A 25,232-nucleotide genomic window follows, 5' to 3' on the forward strand; every position below is an offset into this window, starting at 1 on the left:
CTGCACGAACAGGCTCTAGGGACTAGTATTAGTTCCTGAATCTGCAATTTCACCAATCCAAAGCCCCCCAAGTAGACTTACCTGAGTTTCCGCCGCGACAAGCGCGGCTGAAGGGTATGTCATTTGAAAACGTTCTAGGAGGAACCTGTGGCAAAGGCAAAGTTCGAGCGGACTAAGCCGCACGTTAACATCGGCACCATTGGTCACGTTGACCACGGTAAGACGACGTTGACGGCCGCCATTTCCAAGGTGCTGTACGACAAGTACCCGACTCTCAACGAGAAGCGTGACTTCGCGTCGATTGACTCTGCTCCCGAAGAGCGTCAGCGCGGCATTACCATCAACATCTCCCACGTTGAGTACCAGACCGAAAAGCGCCACTACGCACACGTAGACGCTCCCGGTCACGCTGACTACATCAAGAACATGATCACCGGTGCTGCCCAGATGGACGGTGCAATCCTCGTGGTTGCCGCCACTGACGGCCCGATGGCTCAGACCCGCGAGCACGTTCTGCTCGCCCGCCAGGTGGGTGTTCCCTACCTGCTGGTCGCGCTGAACAAGTCCGACATGGTTGACGATGAGGAACTGCTGGACCTCGTTGAAATGGAAGTTCGTGAGCTGCTCAGCTCGCAGGGCTTCGATGGCGACGAAGCACCGGTTGTCCGCGTTTCAGGCCTGAAGGCACTGGAAGGCGACCCGGAGTGGGTCAAGTCCGTTGAGGACCTGATGGCTGCTGTTGACGAGTCTGTTCCGGACCCCGTACGTGACCGTGACAAGCCGTTCCTCATGCCCATCGAGGACGTCTTCACCATCACCGGCCGTGGCACCGTTGTTACGGGCCGCGCCGAGCGTGGAACCCTCGCCATCAACTCCGAGGTCGAGATCGTCGGCATCCGTCCGGTCCAGAAGACCACGGTTACCGGTATCGAGATGTTCCACAAGCAGCTCGACGAAGCATGGGCCGGCGAGAACTGTGGCCTCCTGCTCCGCGGTCTGAAGCGCGATGACGTAGAGCGTGGCCAGGTTGTCGTCAAGCCGGGTTCCATCACCCCGCACACCGACTTCGAGGCTAACGTCTACATCCTCTCCAAGGACGAAGGCGGACGTCACAACCCGTTCTACTCCAACTACCGCCCGCAGTTCTACTTCCGTACCACGGACGTAACCGGCGTTATCACCCTGCCCGAGGGCACGGAAATGGTTATGCCTGGCGACAACACTGAGATGACCGTTGCGCTCATCCAGCCCATCGCCATGGAAGAGGGCCTCGGCTTCGCAATCCGCGAAGGCGGCCGCACCGTTGGTTCAGGACGCGTTACCAAGATCAACAAGTAATTCCGGTTGACCTGAAGAACGGCCCCGCTGCAACTGCAGCGGGGCCGTTCTTTTTTGTTAACCCCACCCTGATACTGTTGCTGGACCGAGAGGAGTTCATCATGGGATGGCTGATTTTTCTGATTATCGCGGTTGTTGTGGTCGCCGGTGTGTTCTGGGCCAAGAAGCACTTCCGCAATGAAATAGACCGTGCAAAGCGAATCAACCGGGCAAACAAGAACCAGTAGCCGGACTAGCCGTCCGCGGCCCTTCGTGCCTTGCTGAGCGCCTGGTACCAGTAGAAGGACCGCTTGGGCGTTCGCTCCAGTGTTTCGAAGTCGACATGGACCAGTCCGAAACGCTGCGAGTAGCCGGCGGCCCACTCGAAGTTGTCCATAAGCGTCCACACGTAGTAGCCGCGCAGGTCCACGCCCGCCGCCACCCCGCCCGGGGAGGTCGCGTCCAGGGCCGCGCGCAGGTGTGAAGCGATGTAGTTCATCCGATCCTCGTCCTGGACAGGCCCGGACACCTGGTCGGGCTCCGGGAAGCTGGCCCCGCCTTCGGTGATATAGACGGGCGGGAGCGCGGCACCGTACCGGTCCTGCAGTTCCTTGAGCAGGACGCCCAAGTGGTCAGGAGCCACCGGCCAGCCGAACCCCGTGTGGTCAAGCTCGGGATAGCCCACCTCGTGGTACGGCAGCGTCCTGACTGCTTTGTGCGGTTCAGCGGGGATAGGTGCCACACCGCGGCCAATCGCCACCTTGATCGGGAAGTAGTAGTTGAGGCCGTAAAAATCGAGCGGCTGATGAATAGTCCGAAGGTCGGCGTCGGAAATTTTGCCAATGGACCGCAGCCACGGCCTGGCATACAGCGGCAGGCGGGGGTAACGGCCCAGCAGCACGGGATCGGCGTAGATCCTGTTCATCAGCAGGTCGTACATTCTCGCCACCAGCCTGTCCCCTGGCTTGCCGGTGGCGGGACGAACGGGGGAGTGCAGATTGGTGACGCCAACATCGCCCTTGACTCCGGCGGCACGAAGGGCCTGCGCACCCAGCCCGTGCGCCAGTAGTTGGTGGTGGATGGCCGGAAGGGCGTCGAACATCAGCGTGCGGCCGGGGGCATGCACGCCCAGGGCGTACCCGTTCAGGGTCACCGACAGTGGCTCGTTCAGCGTGACCCACTGCGCCACGCGGTCGCCATAGCGTTCGCCGGCGGCAGCGGCATACTCGCCGAACCGTTCAGCTGTTTCACGGTTCATCCAGCCCCCGCGGTGTTCCAGCGGCAGGGGAGTATCCCAATGGTAGAGGGTGGCCATGGGGGAGACGCCGGCAGCGAGCAGCTGGTCGATCAGCCGGTCATAGAAATCCAGTCCCTCCGGATTAAGGCTGCCCCGCCCGTCTGGCTGGATCCTGGGCCAGGACAACGAGAAGCGGTAGGAGTCCACGCCCAGCTCCCGCAGCAGGGCGATGTCCTCCGGGAGGCGGTTATAGTGATCGCAGGCCACTGCGGGAGAGTGCCCGTCCATGATGCTGCCTGGCTTCTCAGCGAAGGCGTCCCAGCCGGAAGGCCCCCGGCCTCCCTGGGTCAGGGCTCCTTCGATCTGAAACGCTGCGGCCGCAACGCCCAGGGTGAACGACGGCGGCATGCGGCTGGCCAGTTCAGTCACGGATTCGGTGCTCTCCAGCGTCATGCCCCTATCATCCATTCGGGCGTACGCGTTGGCAATGACCCGGGGCCGGCACCGCTGAGTAGGGCCAATTCGCTTCTGGCGCCAAATTCCGGCATACTAGATGAGTTGTTCAAGCGCTCTTTCGCGTCCCGATCCGGATAATGCCGGGTGTCAGGGTCCAAGTAAGAGCCCAAACATAACCCACTCCCCATGGAACTGCGGACGAGTACGCGCGGAAAGCGCGACACGCCCGACCGCGGGGGTCGGTTGCGCCGGCAGGTTGAGGAACCCGGATTTATCCGGATTCAGCTTGTGCGGCGGGTGGTAGTTACGACTTCAAATGCTTCGGCAGCCGCACAACAGGTAAGTAAACAGAGCAGCATTTACTGAAAGAGAGTCAGGCGACATGGCGGGACAAAAAATCCGCATCCGGCTGAAGTCATACGACCACGAGGTCATTGACGTTTCAGCACGGAAGATCGTTGAGACGGTCACGCGCGCAGGCGCAACTGTAGTTGGCCCCGTGCCGCTGCCGACGGAGAAGAACGTTTACTGCGTAATCCGCTCTCCGCACAAGTACAAGGACAGCCGCGAGCACTTCGAAATGCGCACGCACAAGCGTCTTATCGACATCATCGATCCCACGCCGAAGGCTGTTGATTCGCTTATGCGTCTCGACCTGCCGGCAGACGTGAACATCGAAATCAAGCTGTAGGGAGGTGCTGAGAGACTATGACCGCAACCCGTAACGTAAAGGGCCTGCTGGGCACGAAGCTCGGCATGACCCAGGTCTGGGACGAGAACAACAAGCTCATCCCCGTCACTGTGGTCCAGGCAGATTCGAACGTCATCACTCAGCTGCGCAACGCAGAAGCTGATGGCTACGTCGCCGTACAGATCGGCTACGGCCAGATCGATCCCCGCAAGGTCACCAAGCCGCTGGCTGGTCACTTTGAGAAGGCAGGCGTTACGCCTCGCCGCCACGTCGTCGAACTCCGTACCGCAGATGCTGCTGAGTACGAGCTGGGCCAGGAGCTCTCCGTAGAGGTCTTCGAAGCCGGCCAGAAGATCGACGTCATCGGCACCACCAAGGGTAAGGGCTTCGCCGGTGTTATGAAGCGTCACGGCTTCCACGGCGTTGGAGCTTCCCACGGTGCCCACAAGAACCACCGTAAGCCCGGTTCAATCGGTGGCGCATCCACCCCGAGCCGCGTCTTCAAGGGCATGAAAATGGCCGGCCGCATGGGCGCCGTTCGTCACACCACGCTGAACCTCACGGTCCACGCGGTTGACGTCGAGAAGTCGCTGCTCCTTATCAAGGGTGCCGTTCCCGGCGCCCGCGGCCAGGTCGTCCTCGTACGCACCGCCGTGAAGGGAGCCTAGTTCAATGGCTAACACTGTCCAGGTTGACCTGCCTGCAGAGATCTTCGACGTACAGACCAACGTGCCGCTGCTGCACCAGGTTGTCGTTGCCCAGCTCGCTGCTGCTCGCCAGGGTACCCACAAGACCAAGACCCGCGCTGAAGTTTCCGGTGCAGGACGCAAGCCGTTCAAGCAGAAGGGTACCGGCCGCGCCCGTCAGGGTTCCATCCGTGCTCCTCACATGACCGGCGGTGGCGTTGTCCACGGTCCCACCCCGCGTGACTACAGCCAGCGCACCCCCAAGAAGATGATTGCTGCTGCACTGCGCGGCGCACTGTCTGACCGGGCACGCAACGGACGCATCCACGTTGTTGCCGAACTGGTTGAGGGCACCAAGCCTTCCGCCAAGACTGCACTTGCAACGCTGCGCGGCGTTTCCGACCGCAAGAACCTGCTGGTTGTCATCGAGCGCGCCAACGACGTTGCTGCACTGTCCGTGCGCAACCTCGCCGGTGTTCACGTTCTGTACTCAGACCAGCTGAACACCTACGACGTTCTCGTGTCTGATGACGTTGTCTTCACCAAGGCTGCCTACGAAGCATTCGTTGCCGGCAAGGCAGTGGCAAAGAACGAGGAGGATGCCAAGTGAGTGCAGCCACCATCAAGGATCCCCGCGACGTCGTGCTTGCACCCGTCGTGTCGGAAAAGAGCTACGGCCTGATCGACGAGGGCAAGTACACCTTCCTGGTGGACCCCCGGTCGAACAAGACCGAGATCAAGCTGGCCGTGGAGAAAATCTTCTCCGTCAAGGTCGAATCGATCAACACCATCAACCGTGCCGGTAAGCGCAAGCGCACCAAATTCGGATGGGGTACCCGCAAGAACACCAAGCGTGCGATTGTCACCCTCAAAGAAGGCACTATCGACATCTTCGGCGGTCCGCTCGCGTAGCGGAGACCACTTTAACGAGGAAATAAATTATGGGAATCCGTAAATACAAGCCGACTACCCCGGGCCGTCGTGGCTCGAGCGTAGCGGACTTCATCGAAATCACGCGGTCGACGCCGGAAAAGTCGTTGGTACGTCCGCTGCCCAAAAAGGGCGGCCGTAACAACACCGGTAAGATCACCACCCGTCACAAGGGTGGCGGACACAAGCGCCAGTACCGTCTGATCGACTTCCGTCGCCACGACAAGGACGGCGTCAACGCCCGCGTTGCTGAAATTGAGTACGATCCGAACCGTACGGCTCGCATCGCCCTCCTGCACTACGTTGATGGCACCAAGCGTTACATCATCGCCCCGAACAAGCTGTCCCAGGGTGACTTCGTAGAGGCAGGTGCCAACGCTGACATCAAGCCTGGCAACAACCTGCCCCTGCGCAACATCCCGGTGGGTACCGTTATCCACGCAGTTGAACTGCGTCCGGGCGGCGGCGCCAAGATGGGCCGCTCCGCCGGTGCATCGATCCAGCTCGTCGCCAAGGAAGGCCGCTTCGCCCAGCTGCGTCTGCCTTCCGGTGAAATCCGCAACGTTGACGTGCGCTGCCGCGCAACCGTCGGCGAGGTGGGCAACGCCGAGCAGTCGAATATCAACTGGGGCAAGGCCGGCCGTATGCGCTGGAAGGGCGTTCGCCCGACTGTCCGTGGTGTCGCCATGAACCCGGTTGACCACCCGCACGGTGGTGGCGAGGGCAAGACGTCCGGTGGACGTAACCCCGTCAACCCGAACGGTAAGCGGGAAGGCCGCACGCGCCGCCCCAACAAAGAGAGCGACAAGCTTATTGTTCGTCGCCGTCGTACTGGCAAGAACAAGCGATAGGAGCCTGGACACATGCCACGCAGCCTGAAAAAAGGTCCTTTCGTTGACCAGCACCTCTTTGTGAAGGTAGCCAGGGAAAACGAAAAGGGCACCAAGAACGTCATCAAGACCTGGTCCCGCCGTTCGATGATCGTCCCCGACATGCTCGGGCACACGATCGCCGTGCACGACGGACGCAAGCACATCCCGGTGTTTGTCACTGAGTCGATGGTCGGGCACAAGCTCGGCGAATTCGCTCCCACGCGGACATTCCGCGGCCATGTCAAGGACGACCGTAAGGGCAAGCGCCGCTAGGCGCCTGCACTTACGTCAAAGACGAGAGAAGGAAAGCAATGGAAGCCAAGGCAATTGCGCGCCACATCCGCGTAACGCCTATGAAGGCCCGGCGCGTCGTCAACCTTGTTCGTGGTTTGCAAGCGAATGAGGCTCTGGCAATTCTGAAGTTTGCCCCGCAGGCAGCTTCGGAGCCGGTATTCAAGGTAGTTCAGTCGGCAATCTCCAACGCCCGGGTCCTCGCGGACCGCGACGGCGTTGCGTTTGACGAAGGCGACCTCATCATCAGCGAAGCGTTTGTTGATGAAGGCCCGACCATGAAGCGGTTCCAGCCGCGTGCCCAGGGTCGTGCATTTCAGATCAAGAAGCGCACCAGCCACATCACCGTGGTAGTCGCTACCCCGGAGAAAGAGGAGGCTCGCTAAGTGGGACAGAAAGTAAACCCGCACGGGTTCCGACTCGGCATCACCACCGATCACGTATCGCACTGGTTCGCTGACAGCACCAAGGCCGGCCAGCGGTACAAGGACTTCGTTCGCGAAGACATCCGCATCCGCCAGCTCATGTCCACGGGCATGGAGCGCGCCGGTATCGCCAAGGTTGAGATCGAGCGCACCCGTGACCGTGTCCGCGTGGACATCCACACGGCCCGTCCCGGTATCGTCATCGGCCGCCGTGGAGCAGAAGCAGACCGCATCCGCGGCGAGCTCGAAAAGCTCACCGGCAAGCAGGTTCAGCTGAACATCCTCGAGGTCAAGAACCCCGAGATGGAAGCACAGCTTGTAGCCCAGGGCGTTGCTGAGCAGCTGACTTCACGTGTGGCTTTCCGCCGCGCAATGAAGAAGGCCATGCAGTCCGCACAGCGTGCAGGTGCCAAGGGCATCCGGATCGCCTGCTCGGGTCGACTGGGTGGCGCTGAAATGTCCCGCTCGGAGTTCTACCGCGAAGGACGTGTGCCCCTGCACACCCTCCGTGCGAACATCGACTACGGCTTCTACGAAGCCAAGACCACCTTCGGCCGCATTGGCGTGAAGGTTTGGATCTACAAGGGTGACGTCACCGCCAAGGAACTGGCCCAGCAGGCCGCTTCCGCCCCGTCCCGCGGCCGCTCCGGCGACCGTCCGGGCCGCCCGGGTGGCGCTGACCGTGGTGACCGCCGCCGTCGCCCCGACCGTCCGGCAGCTGACGCAGCTCCTGCTGCCGAAGCACCGGCAGTTGAAGCAGCACCTGCTGCTGCAGAAGGAGGACAGGCTTAAATGCTTATCCCACGTCGAGTCAAGCACCGCAAGCAGCACCACCCGGGTCGTTCCGGCGCTGCTACGGGCGGCACCAAGGTCTCCTTCGGTGAGTACGGTATCCAGGCCCTGAGCCCGGCATACGTCACCAACCGTCAGATCGAGTCTGCACGTATCGCGATGACCCGCCACATCAAGCGTGGCGGAAAGGTCTGGATCAACATCTACCCGGACCGTCCCCTCACCAAGAAGCCTGCCGAAACCCGCATGGGTTCCGGTAAGGGTTCACCGGAATGGTGGGTCGCAAACGTCAAGCCGGGTCGGGTTCTCTTTGAGATCTCCGGCGTTGAAGAATCGGTAGCCCGCGAGGCCCTGCGCCTGGCAATCCACAAGCTCCCGTTGAAGGCACGCATTCTGCGTCGCGAAGGTGGTGAATAGAAATGGCAGTAGGATCCAAGGATCTGGCTCCCGCACAGCTGGACGGTTTCGACAACGAGCGTCTCGTTGAAGAACTCCGCAAGGCCAAGGAAGAGCTGTTCAACCTGCGTTTCCAGTCCGCCACCGGACAGCTGGAGAACCACGGTCGTCTGCGCGCGGTAAAGAAGGACATCGCCCGCATCTACACCGTTCTCCGTGAGCGCGAGCTGGGCATTCGTGCCGAGGTTGCCGCACCGGTTGTGGAAGCCAAGGAAGAGAAGAAGTCCAAGAAGGCAGCAACCAAGAAGGCCGACAAGGCTGAGACGGTTGAGACCGAGGAGGATGCCAAGTGAGTGAAAAGGACGAGAACGTGACCGAAACTGCTACCGCAGCCACGGCTGAGCAGCGCGGTTACCGCAAGACGCGTCGCGGCTACGTGGTCTCTGACAAGATGGAAAAGACCATCGTTGTCCAGGTTGAAGACCGCGTGAAGCACGCCCTGTACGGCAAGGTCATCCGCCGTACCTCCAAGGTCAAGGCACACGACGAAGAGAACACCGCCGGCATCGGCGACCTCGTTGTCATCGCCGAGACCCGTCCGCTGTCCGCCACCAAGAACTGGCGGCTCGTGGAAATCCTCGAGAAGGCCAAGTAGCACCTGCTGCTTCGGTAACCGGAAGCCCCTGCTCCCTTTTGGGAGCGGGGGCTTCCGCGTTAACCCGTCGCCGCGGGCCGTCATCCACCCCCGGACGCTCTCTCACTTTCGGTCGTGTTTCTAACGACGGTCTATCACTTTTGGCTGCATTCTGGCGGACGCTCTATCACTTCACGCTTGAGGGCGGCAGGAGGTGATAGAGCGTCCATCAAGAAGGCGCAGGAGGTGATAGAGCGTCCGTCAAGAAGGCGCAGGAGGTGATAGAGCGTCCGTCAAGAAGGCGCAGGAGGTGATAGAGCGTTTGCCGAAAGGCCGCAGGAAGTGAGAGGGCGTGCGACGGCGGCGCGGCGGCTCCAGGGGAGTGGCAGGCGGGGCGGGCGGAAAGGCTGCGGTGCGAGACGCCGTCGTCCGTCTTGCGGGGGAGCGCCGGCGGTGATATGGGGATCACCGGAAAGCGTGCTAAGATTTTGAGTTTGTATGGCGCCTTTTGTGTGCCGACATCAAACCTCGTAAACAAGCGTGCCACGGCATAGTGCCCCCTTGCGCCCAGGATTCCTGGAACGGATGGGAGCAACTGCTTCTGGCACGGGAGTTTAGGCCTGGTCTGGCAAAATCCAGGCAGGTCAAGAGACACCCCGATCAACCGTTCCGCAAGGCTCATTCCGTAGGAAGATTTTCGGTCTGAGAACCGGCGCGACGCAAGGAGTAAATAGTGATTCAGCAGGAGTCGCGACTCAAGGTCGCCGACAACACGGGTGCTAAGGAAATCCTTACCATTCGCGTTCTCGGTGGATCTGGCCGTCGCTACGCAGGCATTGGCGACGTCATTGTCGCAACCGTCAAGGATGCAATCCCGGGCGGCAACGTAAAGAAGGGCGATGTTGTCAAGGCAGTCATCGTCCGTACCAAGAAGGAACGCCGCCGTGCGGATGGTTCCTACATCAAGTTTGACGAGAACGCAGCTGTGATCCTGAAGGCTGACGGTGACCCCCGCGGTACCCGTATCTTCGGACCGGTTGGTCGTGAACTTCGCGACAAGAAGTTCATGAAGATCGTTTCTCTGGCTCCGGAGGTGCTCTAGTCCATGGCTAAGATCAAAAAGGGTGACCTCGTTCAGGTCATCACTGGCGCCAAGGCTGAGCGCGGCGGCGACCGCGGCAAGCAGGGCAAGGTCCTGCGCGTGTTCCCCGAAACCAACCGCGTGTTGGTTGAAGGCATTAACCGCGTAACCAAGCACACCAAGGTCGGTCAGTCGCAGCGCGGCACCAAGACCGGTGGCATCGAGGTTGTTGAAGCTTCGATCCACATCTCCAACGTGGCTCTGGTTGACCCGTCCACCAAGAAGCCCACCCGCGTTGGCTTCCGCACCGAGACCGTTGAGCGCAATGGCGTGCAGCGCGAAGTGCGTGTCCGCGTGGCCAAGAGCTCAGGGAAGGACATCTAATGACTGAGACTCTCGAGACTCCGGCAACGAAGATCGTTCCTCGTCTGAAGACCAAGTACGCCGAATCCATCAAGAGCACGCTCATTGAGGAATTCAAGTACGAAAACGTCAACCAGGTTCCGCGCCTCGTGAAGGTCGTTGTGAACATGGGTGTTGGAGATGCCGCCAAGGACTCCAAGCTGATCGACGGCGCTGTCCGCGACCTCACCCAGATCACCGGCCAGAAGCCGCAGGTTACCAAGGCCCGCAAGTCCATCGCACAGTTCAAGCTGCGCGAAGGCATGCCCATCGGTGCACACGCTACCCTGCGTGGCGACCGTATGTGGGAATTCCTGGACCGTCTGGTCAGCCTCGCACTGCCCCGTATCAGGGACTTCCGTGGTCTCTCCGGCAAGCAGTTCGACGGTAACGGCAACTACACCTTCGGTCTGACCGAGCAGGTTATGTTCCACGAGATCGACCAGGACAAGATCGACCGCGTCCGCGGTATGGACATCACGGTTGTCACCACTGCCAAGACCGATGACGAAGGCCGCGCGCTGCTCAAGGCGCTTGGTTTCCCGTTCAAGGCCGAAGACTAATCTAACTACGTAAAAGGTCCGGCGGTACGGCTTCGAATCGAAGCAGCACCGCGGAAACCGTTATGAGGAAGGGCAAGAGCCCACCATGACAATGACAGATCCTGTCGCAGACATGCTTACGCGTCTGCGCAATGCAAACTCGGCATACCACGATTCCGTGTCCATGCCGTACAGCAAGCTCAAGGCACGCGTTGCTGACATCCTCAAGGCCGAAGGCTTCATCGCCGGCTGGAAGGAAGAAGAGGCTGAGGTCGGCAAGAAGCTGACCATCGACCTCAAGTTCGGACCGAACCGCGAGCGTTCAATTGCTGGTGTTCGTCGTATTTCCAAGCCGGGCCTGCGTGTTTACGCAAAGTCCACCAACCTGCCGCACGTGCTCGGTGGCCTGGGTGTCGCAATCCTGTCCACCTCTTCCGGCCTCCTGACTGACAAGCAGGCCGGCAAGAAGGGCGTGGGCGGCGAAGTCCTCGCTTACGTCTGGTAACGGGAAAGGAAGAGAATAATGTCACGTATTGGACGTCTCCCCATCACCGTTCCTGCCGGCGTTGAGGTCAAGGTTGACGGCTCTGTCGTCAGCGTCAAGGGTTCCAAAGGCGAGCTGAACCACACTGTGGCCAGCCCGATCGAGGTTTCCCTGGAAGCAGACACCCTGACTGTCGCCCGCCCGAACGACGAGCGCGCCTCCCGTTCACTCCACGGCCTGACCCGCACCCTGATCTCCAACATGATCGAGGGCGTCACCAAGGGCTACGAGAAGAAGCTTGAAATCGTCGGTACCGGTTACCGCGTTCAGGCCAAGGGATCTGACCTTGAGTTCGCTCTCGGTTACAGCCACCCGGTAAATGTCTCCGCACCGGAGGGCATCACCTTTGCAGTTGAGACCCCGACCAAGCTCTCTGTTTCAGGAATCAACAAGCAGCAGGTCGGCGAGGTTGCTGCCAACATTCGCAAGCTGCGGAAGCCGGACCCCTACAAGGGCAAGGGCATCCGTTACGCCGGCGAAGTCATCCGCCGCAAGGTCGGAAAGGCTGGTAAGTAACCATGGCCATCTCAATTAACAAGAAGCGTACGAACAAGAGCAAGTCTGCTTCGCGCAGCCGCCGCCAGCTTCGTATCCGTAAGCGCATTTCCGGTACGGCTGTACGTCCTCGCCTGGTCGTCAACCGTTCCGCACGCCACGTATTCGTCCAGGTTGTCGATGACACCAAGGGCCTGACCGTAGCGAGCGCCTCCACTCTGGAAGCCGACCTTCGTGCATTCGACGGCGACAAGACTGCCAAGGCCAAGCGCGTCGGCGAACTTGTCGCAGAGCGTGCCAAGGCTGCCGGTATCGAAGCTGTTGTCTTCGACCGCGGTGGTAACAAGTACCACGGCCGGATCGCCGCCGTCGCTGACGGTGCACGTGAAGGTGGGCTGTCACTGTGACGGAAGCAAACAAGGAAAAGGACACTGTGTCTGCAGATCAGAAGGCTACTGAAGCCGTAGCTGCCACTGAGACCACTGCTCCCGCAGCTGCCGACGACCGCCGTGGCGGCGCTCGTCGCGGCGAGCGTGGCGACCGTGGCCAGGGCCGCGGCGACCGTGGTGGCCGTGGCGGCCGCGACGGCGGCCGTGAAGCCGAGAAGAGCCAGTTCGTAGAGCGCGTCGTCACCATCAACCGCGTCTCCAAGGTGGTCAAGGGTGGTCGTCGCTTCAGCTTCACCGCCCTGGTCGTCGTCGGTGACGGCAACGGCATGGTCGGCGTTGGCTACGGCAAGGCTAAGGAAGTTCCTGCCGCAATCGCGAAGGGCGTTGAAGAGGCCAAGAAGTCCTTCTTCCGCGTTCCCCGCGTTGGCAACACCATCCCGCACCGCGTTCAGGGTGAGGCCGCCGCAGGCGTTGTTATGCTGCGTCCGGCTTCCGCCGGTACCGGTGTTATCGCCGGTGGCCCGGTCCGTGCAGTACTGGAGTGCGTGGGCATCCACGACATCCTCTCCAAGTCGCTCGGTTCCTCCAACGCCATCAACATCGTTCACGCGACCGTTGATGCCCTGAAGCGCCTTGAAGAGCCGGCAGCAGTGGCAACACGCCGCGGCCTGCCCCTCGACGAGATCGCTCCGCCGGCACTGGTGAAGGCTCTCCTGGCTTCGAAGGCAGGTGCCTAGTTATGGCTAAGAACCTGATTCCCTCCGACTCCCAGTTGGAGATCACTCAGATCAAGTCCGCCATTGGCGGCAAGCAGAACCAGCGCGACACCCTGCGGTCCCTCGGCCTGAAGCGGATCGGACACACCGTTGTCCGCACCGCCGACGCCGTCACCGTGGGAATGCTCAACACGGTTCCGCACCTGGTAAAGGTAGAGGAGGCGAAGTAAATGGCAGAGAACACTGCTGACAAGGCACAGAGCGCCGCTGCTGAGAAGCAGAACGCCCTGAAGGTTCACCACCTGCGTCCCGCCCCGGGTGCCAAGACCGCCAAGACCCGCGTTGGTCGTGGTGAGGGTTCCAAGGGTAAGACCGCCGGTCGTGGCACGAAGGGTACTGCAGCCCGCTACCAGGTCAAGGCTGGCTTTGCCGGCGGCCAGTTGCCGCTGCACATGCGCCTGCCGAAGCTGCGCGGCTTCAAGAACCCGTTCCGGGTTGAGTTCCAGGTTGTAAACCTGGACAAGCTCAACGAGCTGTTCCCGGAAGGTGGCACAGTCACCGTGGAGAACCTGGTCGAAAAGGGTGCCGTTCGCAAGAACCAGCCCGTCAAGGTGCTGGGCACCGGCGACATCACCGTCAAGGTTGACGTCACCGCCCACGCATTCTCGGCCAGCGCCGCTGAAAAGATTGCTGCAGCAGGCGGAAGCACCACCGCTCTCTAGAGCCGGTGGGTGCCAAGCCCGTTGTTGAACTCCCGGTTTCCGGGGCCAAGGCCCTGGAGACCGGGAGTTTTTCACATCCGCCGGGCGAATTTTTCCCGCCGCCCACCGCCTGCGCGCTTCTCACGATTGTTCGCATGGTGCATCCAACCGTTAGACTCGGGTGTTGGGATTCATAGATCCCCATCACACCACTCTTAATTACCACCAGGAGGACGCTTGCTTAGCGCATTTGGCCGGGCCTTTCGCACGCCTGATCTGCGACGCAAGTTGTTGTTCACGCTGGGAATCATCACCATCTTCCGCTTGGGTGCTTTCATTCCCTCGCCAGGTGTGGACTACCAGAATGTCCAGCAATGCTTGCAGAACGGTCAGACCGCAGGCGGCCTGTACCAGCTCGTTAACCTGTTCAGCGGCGGCGCGTTGCTCCAGGTGTCCATCTTCGCGCTGGGCATCATGCCGTACATCACGGCAAGCATCATCGTCCAGCTGCTCCGGGTGGTTATTCCCCGGTTCCAGCAGCTTTACGAAGAGGGCGCGTCCGGTCAGTCCAAGCTGACCCAGTACACGCGGTACCTCACCATCGCCCTGGGCCTGCTGAACGCCACCACGCTGGTTTCTTTGGCGCGGTCCGGGCAGCTCCTGCCCGGCTGCAACCTGCCGATCATCCCCGACAGCAGCGTGATCACCACCATCCTCATCATCATTACCCTGACGGCCGGCACCGGCCTGATCATGTGGATGGGCGAGCTCGTCACCGAGAAGGGCGTGGGCAACGGTATGTCCTTGCTCATCTTCACCTCCATCGCGGCCACGTTCCCCACCTCCCTCGGCGCCATCTGGAGCTCGCAGGGTCCCGGAACGTTCTTTATGGTCCTCGCCATCGGCCTGCTGACCGTGGCCCTCGTGGTGTTTGTTGAGCAGTCGCAGCGCCGTGTGCCGGTTCAGTACGCCAAGCGGATGATCGGGCGACGGACCGTGGGCGGTACCAGTACGTACATCCCCATCAAGGTCAACATGGCCGGCGTTATCCCGGTGATCTTCGCTTCGTCCATGCTTTACCTGCCGGGCCTGATCTCCCAGTTCAACCAGCCGCAGCAGGGCGAACAGCTTCAGCCGTGGGTGGAATGGATCAACAACAACCTGGTCCGCGGTGACCAGCCGATCTACATGGTGCTGTACTTTGCCATGATCGTGTTCTTTACCTACTTCTACGTCGCGATCACCTTCAACCCTGAAGAGGTCTCGGACAACATGAAGAAGTACGGCGGCTTCATTCCAGGTATCCGCGCGGGCAAACCGACCGCTGACTACCTGCAGTACGTGCTTTCCCGCATCACCCTGCCCGGCGCCCTCTACCTGGGCTTCGTGGCGCTGATTCCGCTGGTGGCACTGGTACTGATCAACGCGAACCAGAACTTCCCGTTCGGTGGCACCTCGATCCTTATCATGGTGGGCGTTGGCCTGGAGACCGTCAAGCAGATTGATGCGCAGCTACAACAACGTCACTACGAAGGGCTTTTGCGATGACGAGAATGCTGATTATTGGACCTCCCGGTTCCGGAAAAGGAACGCAGGCTGAACGGATCTCGGAGCGCCTCGGCGTCGTGGCGATCTCCACCGGCGACATCTTCCGTGCGAACGTAAAGGGCGAGACGCCGCTTGGCATTGAGGCCAAGAAGTACATGGACGCCGGCGACTTCGTTCCGGACAGCGTGACCAACAAGATGGTGCGCGACCGGCTCAGTGAGGCCGACGTCGAAAGCGGCTTCCTGCTCGACGGCTATCCCCGCACCACCGCGCAGGTGGATTACCTCGATGAGATCCTCGCCAAGGGCGAGGAGAAGCTCGACGTCGTCCTGCAGCTGACTGCCGACGACGAGGAACTGGTGCACCGCCTGCTGGGACGGGCCAAGGAGACGGGCCGGAGCGACGACAACGAAGCCGTCATCCGCCACCGCCTGGACCTCTACCACGAGCAGACCGAAGCCGTGGTGGCGAAGTATGCCGAACGCGGCATCCTCACCCAGGTGGACGGCATAGGCCCCATTGACGAGGTCACCGACCGCGTGATGCAGGCCATCAAGGCCGCACAGGCAGCCTGATCCAGGCAAAGCTTTTCCGAGGCTCCTCCCGGTAAACGGGAGGAGCCTCAGCTATTTGAAAGGAAACACCATGGCCTTTGGCCAGCCCCGCATCGAATACAAGACCAACGCCCAGATGCGCACCATGCACGAAGCCGGACTGGTTCTGAGCCGTGCCTTGGACGCCGCGGTTGCGGCAGCGGTCCCGGGAGTCACCACCAAGCACCTGGACGACGTTTTCGCCGCCGTCTTGAACGAAGCCGGCGCAAAGTCGAACTTCCTCGGCTACCACGGCTTCCCGGCCACCATCTGCACCTCCGTGAACGAGGAGGTGGTGCACGGTATCCCCGGCAGCCGCGTGCTGCGTGACGGCGACATCATCTCGATCGACGGCGGCGCGATCGTCAACGGCTGGCACTCGGACTCTGCCCGGACTGTGATCGTGGGCACCGCTGACCCCGAGGACCAGCGCCTCTCGGATGTAACCCGTGCAGCAATGTGGCGGGGTATCGCCGCCCTGGCCACCGGCAAGCATGTGGGTGACATCGGCGCGGCCATCGATGACTACGTCTCCTCGGTGCAGGGCAAGCCCCTGGGTATCCTCGAGGACTACGTGGGCCACGGTATCGGCTCGGAAATGCACATGCCGCCGGACGTGCTCAACTACCGCACCAGCCACCGCGGCCCGAAGATCCGGCCGGGCCTCTGCCTGGCGATCGAGCCCATGCTGGTCCGCGGCGGCATCGACACCGCGGTGCTGGAGGACGACTGGACCGTTGTCACTACGGATGGCAGGCGTTCCTGCCAGTGGGAGCACTCCGTTGCGGTCCACGACAAGGGCATCTGGGTGCTTTCGGCGCCCGACGGCGGTGCGGAGCACCTCGTGCCCCTCGGCGTCACCCCGGTCCCGATCCCGTAGCGACGCGCATTTTCCCTCGCGACGCGCAAAATCCCTGGTGACCTCCTAATAGGGGTGTCGCCAGGGATTTTGAGCGTCGATAGAGATTATCCGCGTCGTCAGGAAGGGCAAGGGCACAATGGGTGCCATGGGAGCAATCACTGATGTGCCCGGGATTCGGGTTGGCCATGCGCAGAAGTCCGACGACGGCTGGCTGACCGGCGTGACCGTGGTCCTCCCGCCGCAGGGGACGGTTGGTTCGGTGGACGTCCAGGGCGGCGGGCCGGCCACCCACGAGACTGATGCCTTGGACCCCACCACCCTGGTCAGCGCTGTGGACGCCGTGGTACTCACCGGCGGGAGCGCCTATGGCCTTGCATCCGCGGCCGGCGCCCAGCGCTGGTGCGAGGAGAATGATCGGGGCTTCGCCGTCCCCGGGGGAGTGGTGCCGATTGTCCCGGCGGCTGCGATCTTCGACCTCGGCCGCGGCGGTGACTTCTCAGCACGCCCGACGGCGGACATGGGCTACGCGGCAACTGCCGCGGCCGCCGCGGAACAGGAAGGGCACGACGTCGAGCGCGGCAACGTCGGAGCCGGCACCGGAGCGCTGATGGCCCAGACCTATAAGGGCGGAATCGGCACGGCGTCGATCACCATGGACAACGGAATCGTCGTCGGCGCGCTGGCCGTGGTGAATGCGTTGGGACTGCCGGTGATTGAGCACTCCGTACTCCAGGAGTCGGCAGTGCAGCCCGGGTCAACGCTCAACACAACCCTTGTTGTCGTGGCTACCAATGCGATCCTCGATGTGGCCGAGTGCAAGCGGACGGCGTCGGCTTCGCATGCGGGAATCGCCCGGGCCCTGAATCCCAGTCACACTCTCGCCGACGGAGACACCGTCTTTTGCCTCGCAACCGGGGCCGTGCACCTGGACCGCACGGACGAAGCTGCCCGGCAGATGAGCCTGATTGCGCTGCAGAGTGCGGCAGCCGACGTCGTACGTATGGCCATCCTCGACGGGGTGGCAAGCGCCCGGGCTGTGAGTACTCCGGCCGGGAATTATGGTGCGTACGGCGGCGAGTAGGTTACTATTGCCGATTTAACTTTTACGGCGATACGGAGTAGTGTTGCTTGTTGGTTGTCTGGACTGCCACGCCCTTTTGGGGCCTGGAACTGACAATCGATCCAACAAAAACGTTCGTGGTCATGTCCGGTGCAATCCGGGAGGACTGCGGCAACAACAGTTAGCGGAGGGTATGGCCAAGAAGGACGGGGTCATTGAGATCGAAGGCGTTGTGACCGAGGCGCTGCCTAACGCGATGTTTCGCGTTGAGCTCACCAACAAGCACATCGTTCTGGCACACATCTCTGGAAAGATGCGCCAGCACTACATCAGGATTCTCCCCGAGGACCGCGTAGTGGTGGAGCTGAGCCCGTACGACCTCACCCGTGGTCGTATCGTCTACCGCTACAAGTAAATTGCTGGGCGGCTTCAGTGTGAACTGAGGGCCGCTCCAGTTGACCAACTGTTACACGCAAAGGAATGCCATGAAGGTCAAGCCGAGCGTCAAGCAGATCTGCGAAAAGTGCAAAGTGATCCGCCGTAATGGCCGGGTCATGGTGATCTGCGAGAACCCGCGCCACAAGCAGCGCCAGGGCTAATTTCCTTCCCTGAAGGAAATCCTGGGTTGCTAACCCACGCAAGTAAATAAAGGCAGCACAAGCTGATCTGGAACATTTAGCTCGAAAGAGTCCGGACAGCTAACCCCCGGTCGGAGGCCGGGGCCGCACAGAACGTGCGGGTGTACTGCTTACGACCTCCGGTTTATTCAAGGAGCACTGCCACTATGGCTCGTCTCGCTGGCGTAGACATTCCCCGCGAAAAGCGGCTGGAAATTGCGCTTACTTACATCTACGGCGTGGGCAAGACCCGTGCACACGAAACCCTGGCTGCCACTGGCATCAGCGCTGACGTTCGCGTCAAGGACCTGACTGATGCACAGCTGGTTGAGCTGCGTGACTACATTGAAGGCAACTACAAGGTTGAGGGTGACCTTCGCCGCGAAGTAGCAGCAGATATCCGCCGCAAGGTTGAAATCGGCAGCTACGAAGGCCTGCGCCACCGCAAGGGCCTGCCCGTACGCGGACAGCGTACGAAGACCAACGCCCGTACCCGCAAGGGCCCGAAGCGCACCGTCGCCGGCAAGAAGAAGGCCCGTTAAATCCCGTCCGGGATTAACGGTACTTTCCCCAATAACTTTCTGTAGGAGAAATAATGCCCCCGAAGACTCGTGGCGCGGTTCGCAAGCCGCGTAAGAAGGACAAAAAGAATATCGCGCTTGGCCAGGCGCACATCAAGAGCACGTTCAACAACACCATCGTTTCCATCACGGATCCGAACGGCGCTGTTATCTCTTGGGCTTCCTCAGGTGAGGTTGGCTTCAAGGGCTCGCGTAAGTCCACTCCGTTCGCTGCACAGATGGCTGCCGAAGCCGCTGCCAAGCGCGCCCAGGAGCACGGCATGCGCAAGGTTGACGTTTTCGTCAAGGGACCGGGCTCCGGACGCGAAACCGCGATCCGTTCGCTGCAGGCCGCAGGCCTTGAGGTCGGCTCCATCCAGGACGTCACCCCCGCTGCGCACAACGGCTGCCGCCCGCCGAAGCGCCGCCGCGTCTAAGGCTTTCTACGCCGCCTGAGCTTGCCCGGACCGTTGATGGTCCGGGCAAGCCCAGCGCGTTAAGTCTTCAGACCGAATTTCCACCACCTGTGTTGCGTCATATAGCGGATGCTCGCCGAAAGGAAACCTAAGTGCTCATTGCACAGCGCCCCACCCTCTCCGAAGAGGTAGTCTCCGAAAACCGTTCGCGTTTCATCATTGAACCGCTGGAACCGGGCTTCGGCTACACCCTCGGAAACTCCCTCCGCCGTACCCTGCTCTCCTCCATCCCCGGTGCCGCTGTAACCAGCATCCGGATCGATGGCGTGCTGCACGAGTTCACCACGGTTCCGGGTGTCAAGGAAGATGTCACTGAGATCATCCTGAACATCAAGAGCCTGTCGGTCTCCTCCGAGCACGATGAGCCGGTTGTTGCTTACCTGCGCAAGCAGGGCCCCGGAGTCGTCACCGCCGCGGACATCGCTCCGCCGGCCGGCGTCGAATTCCACAACCCGGATCTGCACATCGCCACGCTGAACTCGAAGGGCAAGTTCGAACTCGAACTGACCATCGAGCGCGGCCGCGGCTACGTTTCGGCAGCTCAGAACAAGTCCGGCGATGCAGAGATCGGCCGCATCCCGGTCGACTCCATCTACTCGCCGGTGCTGAAGGTTACTTTCCGCGTGGAAGCAACCCGTGTTGAGCAGCGCACCGACTTCGACAAGCTGATTGTCGACGTCGAGACCAAGCAGGCCATCGCCCCGCGCGATGCCGTTGCTTCCGCAGGCACCACCCTGGTGGAGCTCTTCGGTCTGGCACGTGAGCTGAACACCGCAGCTGAAGGTATCGAGATCGGCCCGTCGCCCACCGACGCTGCCCTGGCAGCTGACATGGCCCTGCCGATCGAGGATCTGGACCTCACCGTCCGTTCCTACAACTGCCTCAAGCGTGAGGGCATCCACACCGTGGGTGAACTCGTTGCACGCTCCGAGGCTGACCTGATGGACATCCGCAACTTCGGTGCCAAGTCCATTGACGAGGTCAAGGCAAAGCTGGTTGAACTGGGCCTGTCCCTCAAGGACTCGCCTCCCGGTTTTGACCTCGCAGCACGCGCCGCAGCAATCGAAGAGGACGACGCCGCCTTCGGCGACGACGAACTCTAAACCAGACCTTGGCCGTCGGGCAGGCACCATGGTGTGCACCGCCCACGGCTTCCATTTGAGGAGAAACAATTATGCCTACCCCCACTAAGGGTCCGCGCCTCGGAGGCGGCCCGGCTCACGAGCGCCTCATGCTCGCGAACCTGGCAGCAGCACTGTTCGAGCACAAGCGGATCACCACCACGGTGACCAAGGCCAAGCGCCTGAAGCCGTACGCAGAGCGCCTGGTGACTTTCGCCAAGCGTGGCGACCTCGCTTCCCGCCGCCGCGTGCTCGGCCTGATCAGCAACAAGGGCGTCGTCCACGAGCTGTTCACCGACATCGCCCAGGCTGTGGAGAACCGCGACGGCGGCTACACCCGCATCACCAAGATCGGCAACCGCAAGGGCGACAACGCTCCCATGGCTGTCATCGAGCTCGTCCTTGAGCCCGTTTCCGCCAAGCAGGCCGTTGTAGCCGAGGCTACCCAGGCTGCTGCCAAGGCTGCTCCGGCGGCCGAGGAAGCTCCCGAGGCTGAGGTTGCCAAGACTGAAGAGGCTCCTGTCGCTGAGGAAACCACCGAGGCTCCGGCCGAGGAAGCTGCAACTGAAGAGGCTGCAACCGAAGAGGCTCCGGCCGCTGAGGAAGCTCCCGCTGCAGAGGAAAAGGACGCGAAGTAATTCGCTGACTTCCTTCGCATAGACTTAAGTCTATGAACGACCAAAAACCCGCGGCCCCCGTTATGGGGGGCGGCGGGTTTTTGCGTATCAGGCTTGATGTATCGTACGACGGCGGCCCCTTCAGCGGGTGGGCATTGCAGCCGGGGCTTCGGACAGTCCAGGGCGTCCTGGAGGAAGCACTGCACCTGCTGGTCCGGCGTCCGGTCCGCGTGACCGTCGCCGGCCGCACCGACGCCGGTGTGCATGCCCGCGGCCAGGTAGTGCACCTGGACCTAACGGAAGCCGAGTGGCTGGGACTGCCGCGGGGGCACGAACTTGATCCCGCCGTCGCGATGCTCCGCAGGATGCGCGGAGCATTGAGCCGGGGGCTTGGTGACCTCACCGGAGCGGTGGAGGTTCATCGGATCTCGCTGGCGCCGGCGGGTTTCGACGCCCGTTTCTCTGCCCTGTGGCGGCGGTACAGCTACCGCATCGCCGACGGCCCCGCATTGTGGGACCCGCTCGGCCGCTATTCCACCCTTTGGCACAAGAACCCGCTGGACGTTGCGCTGCTGAACGAAGGCGCCTCCACGCTGCTGGGGCTGCAGAACTTCCTGTCCTTCTGCAAGCCCCGCGAAGGAGCCACCACCATCCGCGAGCTGCAACGCTTCGAGTTCGCCCGGTCGGAGGACGGCGTCATCGTGGCCACCGTCCAGGCAGACGCTTTCTGCCACAACATGGTGCGTGCCCTGATCGGCTCCGCCCTGTATGTGGGGGAGGGTGTGGAGGAGCCGGGCTGGCTCCACGAGCGGCTGCTGGCCCGGAAACGGGATGCCAAGTCCGTGCTGGCCGCCCCGCACCCGCTGGTGCTGGAGGAAGTTGCCTACCCGTCCGACGACGAACTGCTGGCCCGCGCGGAACTCACCCGGGCGCGGCGGGAGCACTAGCCTCATCGATTGCTCCATGGCGCTAGAACGACGGCGGGGGTCCTTCGACCGGGAGTGTCAGGGTAAAGGTGCTCCCTTGGCCCCCCTGCCCGCTGGCGCAGGTGATGTTTCCGCCGTGGCCCTCCACAATCATCTTGGTGATGGACAGGCCCAGCCCGGCGCCGGCGATGGCCGCACCCTTGGCAGACTCCGTCCGGTAGAAGCGGTTGAAGACCCGGGTGGTGTCCTCGCCGCTGATTCCCATCCCAGTGTCGCTGACACTGAGCTGCACCCACTCCTTGGTGCTCTGGGCGCTGATACTGATGCTCCCGCCGTCGGGGGAGTACTTGATGGCGTTGGAGACGAGGTTGTCCAGGGCCTGTCCGATCCGGAGCGGGTCCGCGTAAGCCCACAGCGGTGAGGGGACATCGGCAGTGAGCACGATGTTCGCGTGCTCCGCCTGCGCCTGCGCGGAGCCGATGCTTGTTTCCACCAGGCTGGCGAGATCCGTCCGTTTGGGATGGACGTTGAGCGCGGCGGATGCCGACGCTGAAAGGTCCGCCACCAGTGCCAGCAGCCGCTCGGCGTTCCGCTGGACCACCAGCAGCCGCTTAGCCACCGGCGGCGGGAGAGCGGCCACGTCGTCGAGCACCAGGTCCACGTTCCCGATGATGGAGTTCAGGGGCGTCTTGAACTCGTGCGTCACGTTGGAGACCAGCTCCTGGTTCGCCGCCAGCGCCTCCACCCAACCGGTGACGTCACTGTAGACGACAACAGCACCGGTGAGCTGGCCGTCCTCGCTGACCAGTGGCCGGGCCGCCGTCGATACTGCCCGCTGCTCCGGTCCCTCCCCGGCCCACACGAGGTAGTCGGCAAATGACTCGCCGGCGATCGCGCGGCTGATGGGACGCTTCTCCGGCGGCAGCAGGGTCCGCCGGTCCTGCCCGAAGATCAGCTGGTGGCCCTGGCCGGGCACGGCGTCGTCGGCGCGTGTGGCCTGCCGGAAGTTTCGTTGCCTGTTGTTGGACACCAGGAAGTGGCCGGACCGGTCGACGGCGGCAATTCCGACATCTGTAGCGTCCAGGACCGTCAGAAGCAGCTTTTCCCGCTCCCTGCTCTCACGGAGCAGCTTCCGGAGCTCCCTGTCCTTCTCCGCCAGCTCGCGCTGCTGCAGCCGGACATGGACGCTGGCAAACCTGATGGCCAGGGACACGGCGAGCATCATGAGGGGAAAGAGGACGGTGGTGGTGACGTCCGAGGCCGTCAGGTTGGGGAACCGTGCTGCCAGTGAGGGCACCATGATGAGCAGGGGGCCGAAGAAGCTCAGGACCAGGCTAATCCGGGTGAGCATGCCGGAGGCAGAGAGCCAGATGACCGGGAACACCGCCAGTACGGCCAGGCCCGGGAGTAGGGGAGCTGCCCCGTTCCGCAGCAGCCCGATCGCGACGAAGTCCAGGATGGGGATCAGCAGGTAGGGGCGGTGCATCAGCCGCTCCCAGGGGACGAGAAGGCAGCCGAGGAAGAGCGCACCGGAGAGCAGGATCCCGGCCAGAAAGAGCGGGCTGTTAAGGAGTGTGGGCCAGGCATACGGCGTGGCGACGGCAAGGGCTGCGACGATAAGCGTCAGGGGAAGCTGGCACAAGGCAACCTGCGAACGCGGCCCGAGCCGTTGGAACAAGCGGGCCGGCCCGCGGGGAAAAACGCGCTCAGCCATTGATCCTGCCCGAACCGGCCGCGGGCAGGAAGCGAATTGCCGCAGCATGTGCGTACGTCTTCCTATGGGGCAACGCGCACACGTCCTCTCCGGCTCGTAATCTACATCTCTTGTCATAATAATTGACTTTCGAAATGCATAGTTGAAACGGATGTCACCATTCGTGGTTACTTGTAGCGTATAAAGGGTTTGAGTGGTTATGGCATTGGCGCTGGGCTGATGGGGGGTCATAACCGCCTGGCGCAGGGATATCAATGGACGATCTTGGTGTGGCTGTAGTAATCGAAGACGATGCCGATGTGCGGAACCTCCTTGAGGGAGTGTTGAGCCAGGCAGGCTTCGAGGTGCATACGGCGGTTGACGGGCGGGCCGGAGTGGAAGTGGTCCGGGACAAGCAGGCCAACGTGGTGACGCTTGACATCGGGCTTCCGGACATCGACGGCTTCGAGGTGCTTCGGCGGATCCGCAACTTCAGCAATGCCTATGTGGTGATGCTCACCGGCAGGTCAGAGGAGCCCGACCTGCTGTCCGCCCTCAACGCCGGTGCTGACGACTACATTGCCAAGCCTTTTCGGCCACGCGAACTGAGGGCCCGCGTGGCAGCCATGATGCGCCGGCCCCGGCATGAGGTTAATGGGCAGGAGGCGTCGCCGGTGCGGGGCGCGGCGCCTGCTGCGGCCGCCCGGCCGGAAGACTCCGCCGTCCTGCACCACAACGGGCTGGCGCTGAATCACCGGACCCGCACGGTGGACATCAAAGGCGAGCCCCTGGCGCTTACCCGGAGCGAATTCGATTTGCTGCACGTCCTCCTGCGCGGCGGCGGGGCGGTCTGCACACGGGCTGATCTTGTGCGGGCAGTCCGCGGCGAGTACTACGACGAGGACACCTACATCAGCGAAGCCGACGAACGCGCCGTCGAGGTTCACATCGGAAACCTGCGGCGGAAGCTGAAGGAGGACCCGGTATCGCCCTGTTGGCTGCAGACCGTGCGGGGCGTCGGGTACCGGCTGGCGCCGAGCCGGCCGGACGCTGGACAGGTCCCCTGACCGGAGCGCCATGCGCGAAGGGCTAGCCGTTCTTGAGGATGTAGGTTGACTGCAGCTCGGACACCGTCAGGCCGCCGTCGAGGGCCACCCGCTCCATAAGGACCTGGCCCTGGCCGAAGTCTCCGCGGCGGATCAGCATTTCCAGCAGCTCGGCAAGCCTGGCGAGGCGGAGCCCGCCCACCATGGCTGAGCTGATCTTCAGGCTGATGGCCGCATCCAGGGCTGAATCGCTGTCCTGGCTGTCCACCGCCGCGGCAAGCCGCGAGCAGCGTTGGTCCCACATGCTTGCGTAATCAACGGCGAAACGCTGCGCGAGTCCGGAACCGGCAAGCTCGTCCTCGAGCTCCTCCAGGACTGCCGCGTCAACGAGCGGCAAGAGCCCGACAGCTTCCTGCGAAATGTCCGAGCCGGTAACTGTTGTGATCCCGGGCTGCGGAGGAAACGCAGCTGCGCTCCTGTCGCTGGAGCCGGGATCTGGACTGTGCATTCTTCAAG

At 62.2% G+C, this 25,232-nt stretch carries 37 protein-coding genes; 34 read left to right on the top strand and 3 right to left on the bottom strand.

Going from position 1 to position 25,232, the window contains the following annotated elements; translation table 11 throughout:
* The first annotated feature begins 147 nt into the window (after positions 1–147).
* Positions 148–1,338, top strand: a complete 1,191-nt coding sequence (gene tuf, locus ACFVYC_RS00595) for an elongation factor Tu (protein WP_163161890.1) — start codon at positions 148–150, stop codon at positions 1,336–1,338.
* 101 nt (positions 1,339–1,439) lie between these two features.
* Positions 1,440–1,565 (top strand): hypothetical protein, encoded by a 126-nt coding sequence (locus ACFVYC_RS00600; protein ID WP_258061655.1) that lies wholly within the window; start codon positions 1,440–1,442, stop codon positions 1,563–1,565.
* A gap of 5 nt (positions 1,566–1,570) precedes the next feature.
* Here the strand turns inward: ACFVYC_RS00600 and ACFVYC_RS00605 are convergent, their stop codons facing one another.
* Complete coding sequence (locus ACFVYC_RS00605; RefSeq protein ID WP_387545480.1) at positions 1,571–3,007, bottom strand: GH1 family beta-glucosidase; 1,437 nt, start codon at positions 3,005–3,007, stop codon at positions 1,571–1,573.
* A gap of 385 nt (positions 3,008–3,392) precedes the next feature.
* Here ACFVYC_RS00605 and rpsJ point away from each other — a divergent pair, with 385 nt between their 5' ends.
* From rpsJ to ACFVYC_RS00760, 31 genes are all read left to right on the top strand, one after another.
* A complete protein-coding gene (rpsJ, locus tag ACFVYC_RS00610; RefSeq protein ID WP_003803825.1) occupies positions 3,393–3,701 on the top strand; it encodes a 30S ribosomal protein S10 in 309 nt (102 codons plus the stop codon).
* Between the two features lie 17 nt (positions 3,702–3,718).
* On the top strand, positions 3,719–4,369 hold the full coding sequence (rplC, locus tag ACFVYC_RS00615) for a 50S ribosomal protein L3 (RefSeq protein ID WP_013601833.1): 651 nt from the start codon (positions 3,719–3,721) through the stop codon (positions 4,367–4,369).
* Positions 4,370–4,373: 4 nt separating this feature from the next.
* A complete protein-coding gene (gene rplD, locus ACFVYC_RS00620) occupies positions 4,374–4,997 on the top strand; it encodes a 50S ribosomal protein L4 (protein WP_142038810.1) in 624 nt (207 codons plus the stop codon).
* A complete protein-coding gene (gene rplW, locus ACFVYC_RS00625) occupies positions 4,994–5,299 on the top strand; it encodes a 50S ribosomal protein L23 (RefSeq protein WP_011692807.1) in 306 nt (101 codons plus the stop codon). Before rplD ends, rplW begins: the two co-directional genes overlap by 4 nt.
* Before the next feature lie 29 nt (positions 5,300–5,328).
* Positions 5,329–6,168 (top strand): 50S ribosomal protein L2, encoded by an 840-nt coding sequence (gene rplB, locus ACFVYC_RS00630; RefSeq protein ID WP_387545483.1) that lies wholly within the window; start codon positions 5,329–5,331, stop codon positions 6,166–6,168.
* 12 nt (positions 6,169–6,180) lie between these two features.
* Positions 6,181–6,462: a 30S ribosomal protein S19 gene (gene rpsS / locus ACFVYC_RS00635; protein WP_018773666.1), complete on the top strand. Its 282-nt coding sequence runs from the start codon at positions 6,181–6,183 to the stop codon at positions 6,460–6,462.
* A 38-nt stretch (positions 6,463–6,500) separates the two neighbouring features.
* Positions 6,501–6,866: a 50S ribosomal protein L22 gene (gene rplV / locus ACFVYC_RS00640; protein ID WP_009358304.1), complete on the top strand. Its 366-nt coding sequence runs from the start codon at positions 6,501–6,503 to the stop codon at positions 6,864–6,866.
* Positions 6,867–7,697, top strand: coding sequence for a 30S ribosomal protein S3 (gene rpsC, locus ACFVYC_RS00645; protein ID WP_387545486.1), 831 nt, complete (start codon positions 6,867–6,869; stop codon positions 7,695–7,697).
* Positions 7,698–8,114, top strand: coding sequence for a 50S ribosomal protein L16 (gene rplP, locus ACFVYC_RS00650; protein WP_013601829.1), 417 nt, complete (start codon positions 7,698–7,700; stop codon positions 8,112–8,114).
* 2 nt (positions 8,115–8,116) lie between these two features.
* Positions 8,117–8,446 (top strand): 50S ribosomal protein L29, encoded by a 330-nt coding sequence (gene rpmC, locus ACFVYC_RS00655; RefSeq protein WP_163161897.1) that lies wholly within the window; start codon positions 8,117–8,119, stop codon positions 8,444–8,446.
* Positions 8,443–8,748, top strand: a complete 306-nt coding sequence (gene rpsQ, locus ACFVYC_RS00660) for a 30S ribosomal protein S17 (RefSeq protein ID WP_104042537.1) — start codon at positions 8,443–8,445, stop codon at positions 8,746–8,748. Before rpmC ends, rpsQ begins: the two co-directional genes overlap by 4 nt.
* 712 nt (positions 8,749–9,460) lie before the next feature.
* Positions 9,461–9,829, top strand: a complete 369-nt coding sequence (gene rplN, locus ACFVYC_RS00665; protein ID WP_024366126.1) for a 50S ribosomal protein L14 — start codon at positions 9,461–9,463, stop codon at positions 9,827–9,829.
* A 3-nt stretch (positions 9,830–9,832) separates the two neighbouring features.
* Positions 9,833–10,192 (top strand): 50S ribosomal protein L24, encoded by a 360-nt coding sequence (rplX, locus tag ACFVYC_RS00670; RefSeq protein ID WP_104042536.1) that lies wholly within the window; start codon positions 9,833–9,835, stop codon positions 10,190–10,192.
* Positions 10,192–10,773 carry a 50S ribosomal protein L5 gene (rplE, locus tag ACFVYC_RS00675; protein ID WP_307094343.1) on the top strand — a complete coding sequence of 194 codons (582 nt, stop codon included), beginning with the start codon at positions 10,192–10,194 and terminating at the stop codon, positions 10,771–10,773. Before rplX ends, rplE begins: the two co-directional genes overlap by 1 nt.
* Positions 10,774–10,858: 85 nt before the next feature.
* Positions 10,859–11,257, top strand: a complete 399-nt coding sequence (gene rpsH / locus ACFVYC_RS00680) for a 30S ribosomal protein S8 (protein WP_387545492.1) — start codon at positions 10,859–10,861, stop codon at positions 11,255–11,257.
* An 18-nt stretch (positions 11,258–11,275) separates the two neighbouring features.
* A complete protein-coding gene (rplF, locus tag ACFVYC_RS00685) occupies positions 11,276–11,812 on the top strand; it encodes a 50S ribosomal protein L6 (protein ID WP_387545494.1) in 537 nt (178 codons plus the stop codon).
* A 2-nt stretch (positions 11,813–11,814) separates the two neighbouring features.
* Positions 11,815–12,198: a 50S ribosomal protein L18 gene (rplR, locus tag ACFVYC_RS00690; RefSeq protein ID WP_079596676.1), complete on the top strand. Its 384-nt coding sequence runs from the start codon at positions 11,815–11,817 to the stop codon at positions 12,196–12,198.
* Positions 12,195–12,917: a 30S ribosomal protein S5 gene (gene rpsE / locus ACFVYC_RS00695; RefSeq protein ID WP_387545496.1), complete on the top strand. Its 723-nt coding sequence runs from the start codon at positions 12,195–12,197 to the stop codon at positions 12,915–12,917. Before rplR ends, rpsE begins: the two co-directional genes overlap by 4 nt.
* Positions 12,918–12,919: 2 nt before the next feature.
* Positions 12,920–13,126: a 50S ribosomal protein L30 gene (gene rpmD, locus ACFVYC_RS00700; RefSeq protein ID WP_013601818.1), complete on the top strand. Its 207-nt coding sequence runs from the start codon at positions 12,920–12,922 to the stop codon at positions 13,124–13,126.
* Positions 13,127–13,618: a 50S ribosomal protein L15 gene (rplO, locus tag ACFVYC_RS00705; RefSeq protein ID WP_307094345.1), complete on the top strand. Its 492-nt coding sequence runs from the start codon at positions 13,127–13,129 to the stop codon at positions 13,616–13,618.
* A gap of 216 nt (positions 13,619–13,834) precedes the next feature.
* Positions 13,835–15,145, top strand: coding sequence for a preprotein translocase subunit SecY (secY, locus tag ACFVYC_RS00710; protein ID WP_387545500.1), 1,311 nt, complete (start codon positions 13,835–13,837; stop codon positions 15,143–15,145).
* Between the two features lie 5 nt (positions 15,146–15,150).
* Positions 15,151–15,720 (top strand): adenylate kinase, encoded by a 570-nt coding sequence (locus ACFVYC_RS00715; RefSeq protein ID WP_258802896.1) that lies wholly within the window; start codon positions 15,151–15,153, stop codon positions 15,718–15,720.
* Positions 15,721–15,790: 70 nt separating this feature from the next.
* On the top strand, positions 15,791–16,618 hold the full coding sequence (gene map / locus ACFVYC_RS00720) for a type I methionyl aminopeptidase (protein ID WP_387545502.1): 828 nt from the start codon (positions 15,791–15,793) through the stop codon (positions 16,616–16,618).
* Positions 16,619–16,745: 127 nt separating this feature from the next.
* A complete protein-coding gene (locus ACFVYC_RS00725) occupies positions 16,746–17,681 on the top strand; it encodes a P1 family peptidase (RefSeq protein ID WP_387545504.1) in 936 nt (311 codons plus the stop codon).
* 172 nt (positions 17,682–17,853) lie between these two features.
* Positions 17,854–18,075 carry a translation initiation factor IF-1 gene (infA, locus tag ACFVYC_RS00730; protein WP_009358723.1) on the top strand — a complete coding sequence of 74 codons (222 nt, stop codon included), beginning with the start codon at positions 17,854–17,856 and terminating at the stop codon, positions 18,073–18,075.
* 70 nt (positions 18,076–18,145) lie between these two features.
* On the top strand, positions 18,146–18,259 hold the full coding sequence (gene rpmJ / locus ACFVYC_RS00735) for a 50S ribosomal protein L36 (protein WP_009358722.1): 114 nt from the start codon (positions 18,146–18,148) through the stop codon (positions 18,257–18,259).
* 185 nt (positions 18,260–18,444) lie between these two features.
* Positions 18,445–18,819 (top strand): 30S ribosomal protein S13, encoded by a 375-nt coding sequence (gene rpsM / locus ACFVYC_RS00740; RefSeq protein WP_003803743.1) that lies wholly within the window; start codon positions 18,445–18,447, stop codon positions 18,817–18,819.
* 53 nt (positions 18,820–18,872) lie between these two features.
* On the top strand, positions 18,873–19,274 hold the full coding sequence (rpsK, locus tag ACFVYC_RS00745; protein WP_018769149.1) for a 30S ribosomal protein S11: 402 nt from the start codon (positions 18,873–18,875) through the stop codon (positions 19,272–19,274).
* A gap of 131 nt (positions 19,275–19,405) precedes the next feature.
* Complete coding sequence (locus ACFVYC_RS00750; RefSeq protein ID WP_013601812.1) at positions 19,406–20,416, top strand: DNA-directed RNA polymerase subunit alpha; 1,011 nt, start codon at positions 19,406–19,408, stop codon at positions 20,414–20,416.
* Between the two features lie 71 nt (positions 20,417–20,487).
* The gene (gene rplQ / locus ACFVYC_RS00755; protein WP_387545507.1) at positions 20,488–21,072 is read left to right on the top strand and encodes a 50S ribosomal protein L17; all 585 of its coding nucleotides are present in this window, start codon (positions 20,488–20,490) and stop codon (positions 21,070–21,072) included.
* Positions 21,073–21,104: 32 nt separating this feature from the next.
* Positions 21,105–21,998: a tRNA pseudouridine synthase A gene (locus tag ACFVYC_RS00760; protein ID WP_387545508.1), complete on the top strand. Its 894-nt coding sequence runs from the start codon at positions 21,105–21,107 to the stop codon at positions 21,996–21,998.
* 22 nt (positions 21,999–22,020) lie between these two features.
* Here ACFVYC_RS00760 and ACFVYC_RS00765 read toward each other — a convergent pair whose 3' ends face one another.
* Positions 22,021–23,691 carry a sensor histidine kinase gene (locus tag ACFVYC_RS00765; protein WP_387545510.1) on the bottom strand — a complete coding sequence of 557 codons (1,671 nt, stop codon included), beginning with the start codon at positions 23,689–23,691 and terminating at the stop codon, positions 22,021–22,023.
* A gap of 254 nt (positions 23,692–23,945) precedes the next feature.
* On the opposite strand from ACFVYC_RS00765, the gene ACFVYC_RS00770 reads away from it, so the two are divergent.
* A complete protein-coding gene (locus tag ACFVYC_RS00770) occupies positions 23,946–24,737 on the top strand; it encodes a response regulator transcription factor (RefSeq protein WP_387545513.1) in 792 nt (263 codons plus the stop codon).
* A gap of 22 nt (positions 24,738–24,759) precedes the next feature.
* Here ACFVYC_RS00770 and ACFVYC_RS00775 read toward each other — a convergent pair whose 3' ends face one another.
* A complete protein-coding gene (locus tag ACFVYC_RS00775; protein WP_387545515.1) occupies positions 24,760–25,224 on the bottom strand; it encodes an Hpt domain-containing protein in 465 nt (154 codons plus the stop codon).
* Positions 25,225–25,232 lie beyond the last annotated feature (8 nt).

This window comes from Pseudarthrobacter sp. NPDC058329 (assembly GCF_042879835.1).
In the GTDB taxonomy this organism is placed as follows: Bacteria; Actinomycetota; Actinomycetes; order Actinomycetales; family Micrococcaceae; genus Arthrobacter.

Coding starts and splice junctions, on each gene's coding strand:
- ACFVYC_RS00600 (WP_258061655.1), top strand. CDS start 1,440: ATGGGATGGCTGATTTTTCTGATTATCGCGGTTGTTGTGGTCGCCGGT.
- ACFVYC_RS00605 (WP_387545480.1), bottom strand. CDS start 3,007: ATGACGCTGGAGAGCACCGAATCCGTGACTGAACTGGCCAGCCGCATG.
- rpsJ (WP_003803825.1), top strand. CDS start 3,393: ATGGCGGGACAAAAAATCCGCATCCGGCTGAAGTCATACGACCACGAG.
- rplC (WP_013601833.1), top strand. CDS start 3,719: ATGACCGCAACCCGTAACGTAAAGGGCCTGCTGGGCACGAAGCTCGGC.
- rplD (WP_142038810.1), top strand. CDS start 4,374: ATGGCTAACACTGTCCAGGTTGACCTGCCTGCAGAGATCTTCGACGTA.
- rplB (WP_387545483.1), top strand. CDS start 5,329: ATGGGAATCCGTAAATACAAGCCGACTACCCCGGGCCGTCGTGGCTCG.
- rpsS (WP_018773666.1), top strand. CDS start 6,181: ATGCCACGCAGCCTGAAAAAAGGTCCTTTCGTTGACCAGCACCTCTTT.
- rplV (WP_009358304.1), top strand. CDS start 6,501: ATGGAAGCCAAGGCAATTGCGCGCCACATCCGCGTAACGCCTATGAAG.
- rplP (WP_013601829.1), top strand. CDS start 7,698: ATGCTTATCCCACGTCGAGTCAAGCACCGCAAGCAGCACCACCCGGGT.
- rpmC (WP_163161897.1), top strand. CDS start 8,117: ATGGCAGTAGGATCCAAGGATCTGGCTCCCGCACAGCTGGACGGTTTC.
- rplX (WP_104042536.1), top strand. CDS start 9,833: ATGGCTAAGATCAAAAAGGGTGACCTCGTTCAGGTCATCACTGGCGCC.
- rplE (WP_307094343.1), top strand. CDS start 10,192: ATGACTGAGACTCTCGAGACTCCGGCAACGAAGATCGTTCCTCGTCTG.
- rpsH (WP_387545492.1), top strand. CDS start 10,859: ATGACAATGACAGATCCTGTCGCAGACATGCTTACGCGTCTGCGCAAT.
- rplF (WP_387545494.1), top strand. CDS start 11,276: ATGTCACGTATTGGACGTCTCCCCATCACCGTTCCTGCCGGCGTTGAG.
- rplR (WP_079596676.1), top strand. CDS start 11,815: ATGGCCATCTCAATTAACAAGAAGCGTACGAACAAGAGCAAGTCTGCT.
- rpmD (WP_013601818.1), top strand. CDS start 12,920: ATGGCTAAGAACCTGATTCCCTCCGACTCCCAGTTGGAGATCACTCAG.
- rplO (WP_307094345.1), top strand. CDS start 13,127: ATGGCAGAGAACACTGCTGACAAGGCACAGAGCGCCGCTGCTGAGAAG.
- ACFVYC_RS00715 (WP_258802896.1), top strand. CDS start 15,151: ATGCTGATTATTGGACCTCCCGGTTCCGGAAAAGGAACGCAGGCTGAA.
- map (WP_387545502.1), top strand. CDS start 15,791: ATGGCCTTTGGCCAGCCCCGCATCGAATACAAGACCAACGCCCAGATG.
- ACFVYC_RS00725 (WP_387545504.1), top strand. CDS start 16,746: ATGGGAGCAATCACTGATGTGCCCGGGATTCGGGTTGGCCATGCGCAG.
- infA (WP_009358723.1), top strand. CDS start 17,854: ATGGCCAAGAAGGACGGGGTCATTGAGATCGAAGGCGTTGTGACCGAG.
- rpmJ (WP_009358722.1), top strand. CDS start 18,146: ATGAAGGTCAAGCCGAGCGTCAAGCAGATCTGCGAAAAGTGCAAAGTG.
- rpsM (WP_003803743.1), top strand. CDS start 18,445: ATGGCTCGTCTCGCTGGCGTAGACATTCCCCGCGAAAAGCGGCTGGAA.
- rpsK (WP_018769149.1), top strand. CDS start 18,873: ATGCCCCCGAAGACTCGTGGCGCGGTTCGCAAGCCGCGTAAGAAGGAC.
- rplQ (WP_387545507.1), top strand. CDS start 20,488: ATGCCTACCCCCACTAAGGGTCCGCGCCTCGGAGGCGGCCCGGCTCAC.
- ACFVYC_RS00760 (WP_387545508.1), top strand. CDS start 21,105: ATGAACGACCAAAAACCCGCGGCCCCCGTTATGGGGGGCGGCGGGTTT.
- ACFVYC_RS00765 (WP_387545510.1), bottom strand. CDS start 23,691: ATGGCTGAGCGCGTTTTTCCCCGCGGGCCGGCCCGCTTGTTCCAACGG.
- ACFVYC_RS00770 (WP_387545513.1), top strand. CDS start 23,946: ATGGACGATCTTGGTGTGGCTGTAGTAATCGAAGACGATGCCGATGTG.
- ACFVYC_RS00775 (WP_387545515.1), bottom strand. CDS start 25,224: ATGCACAGTCCAGATCCCGGCTCCAGCGACAGGAGCGCAGCTGCGTTT.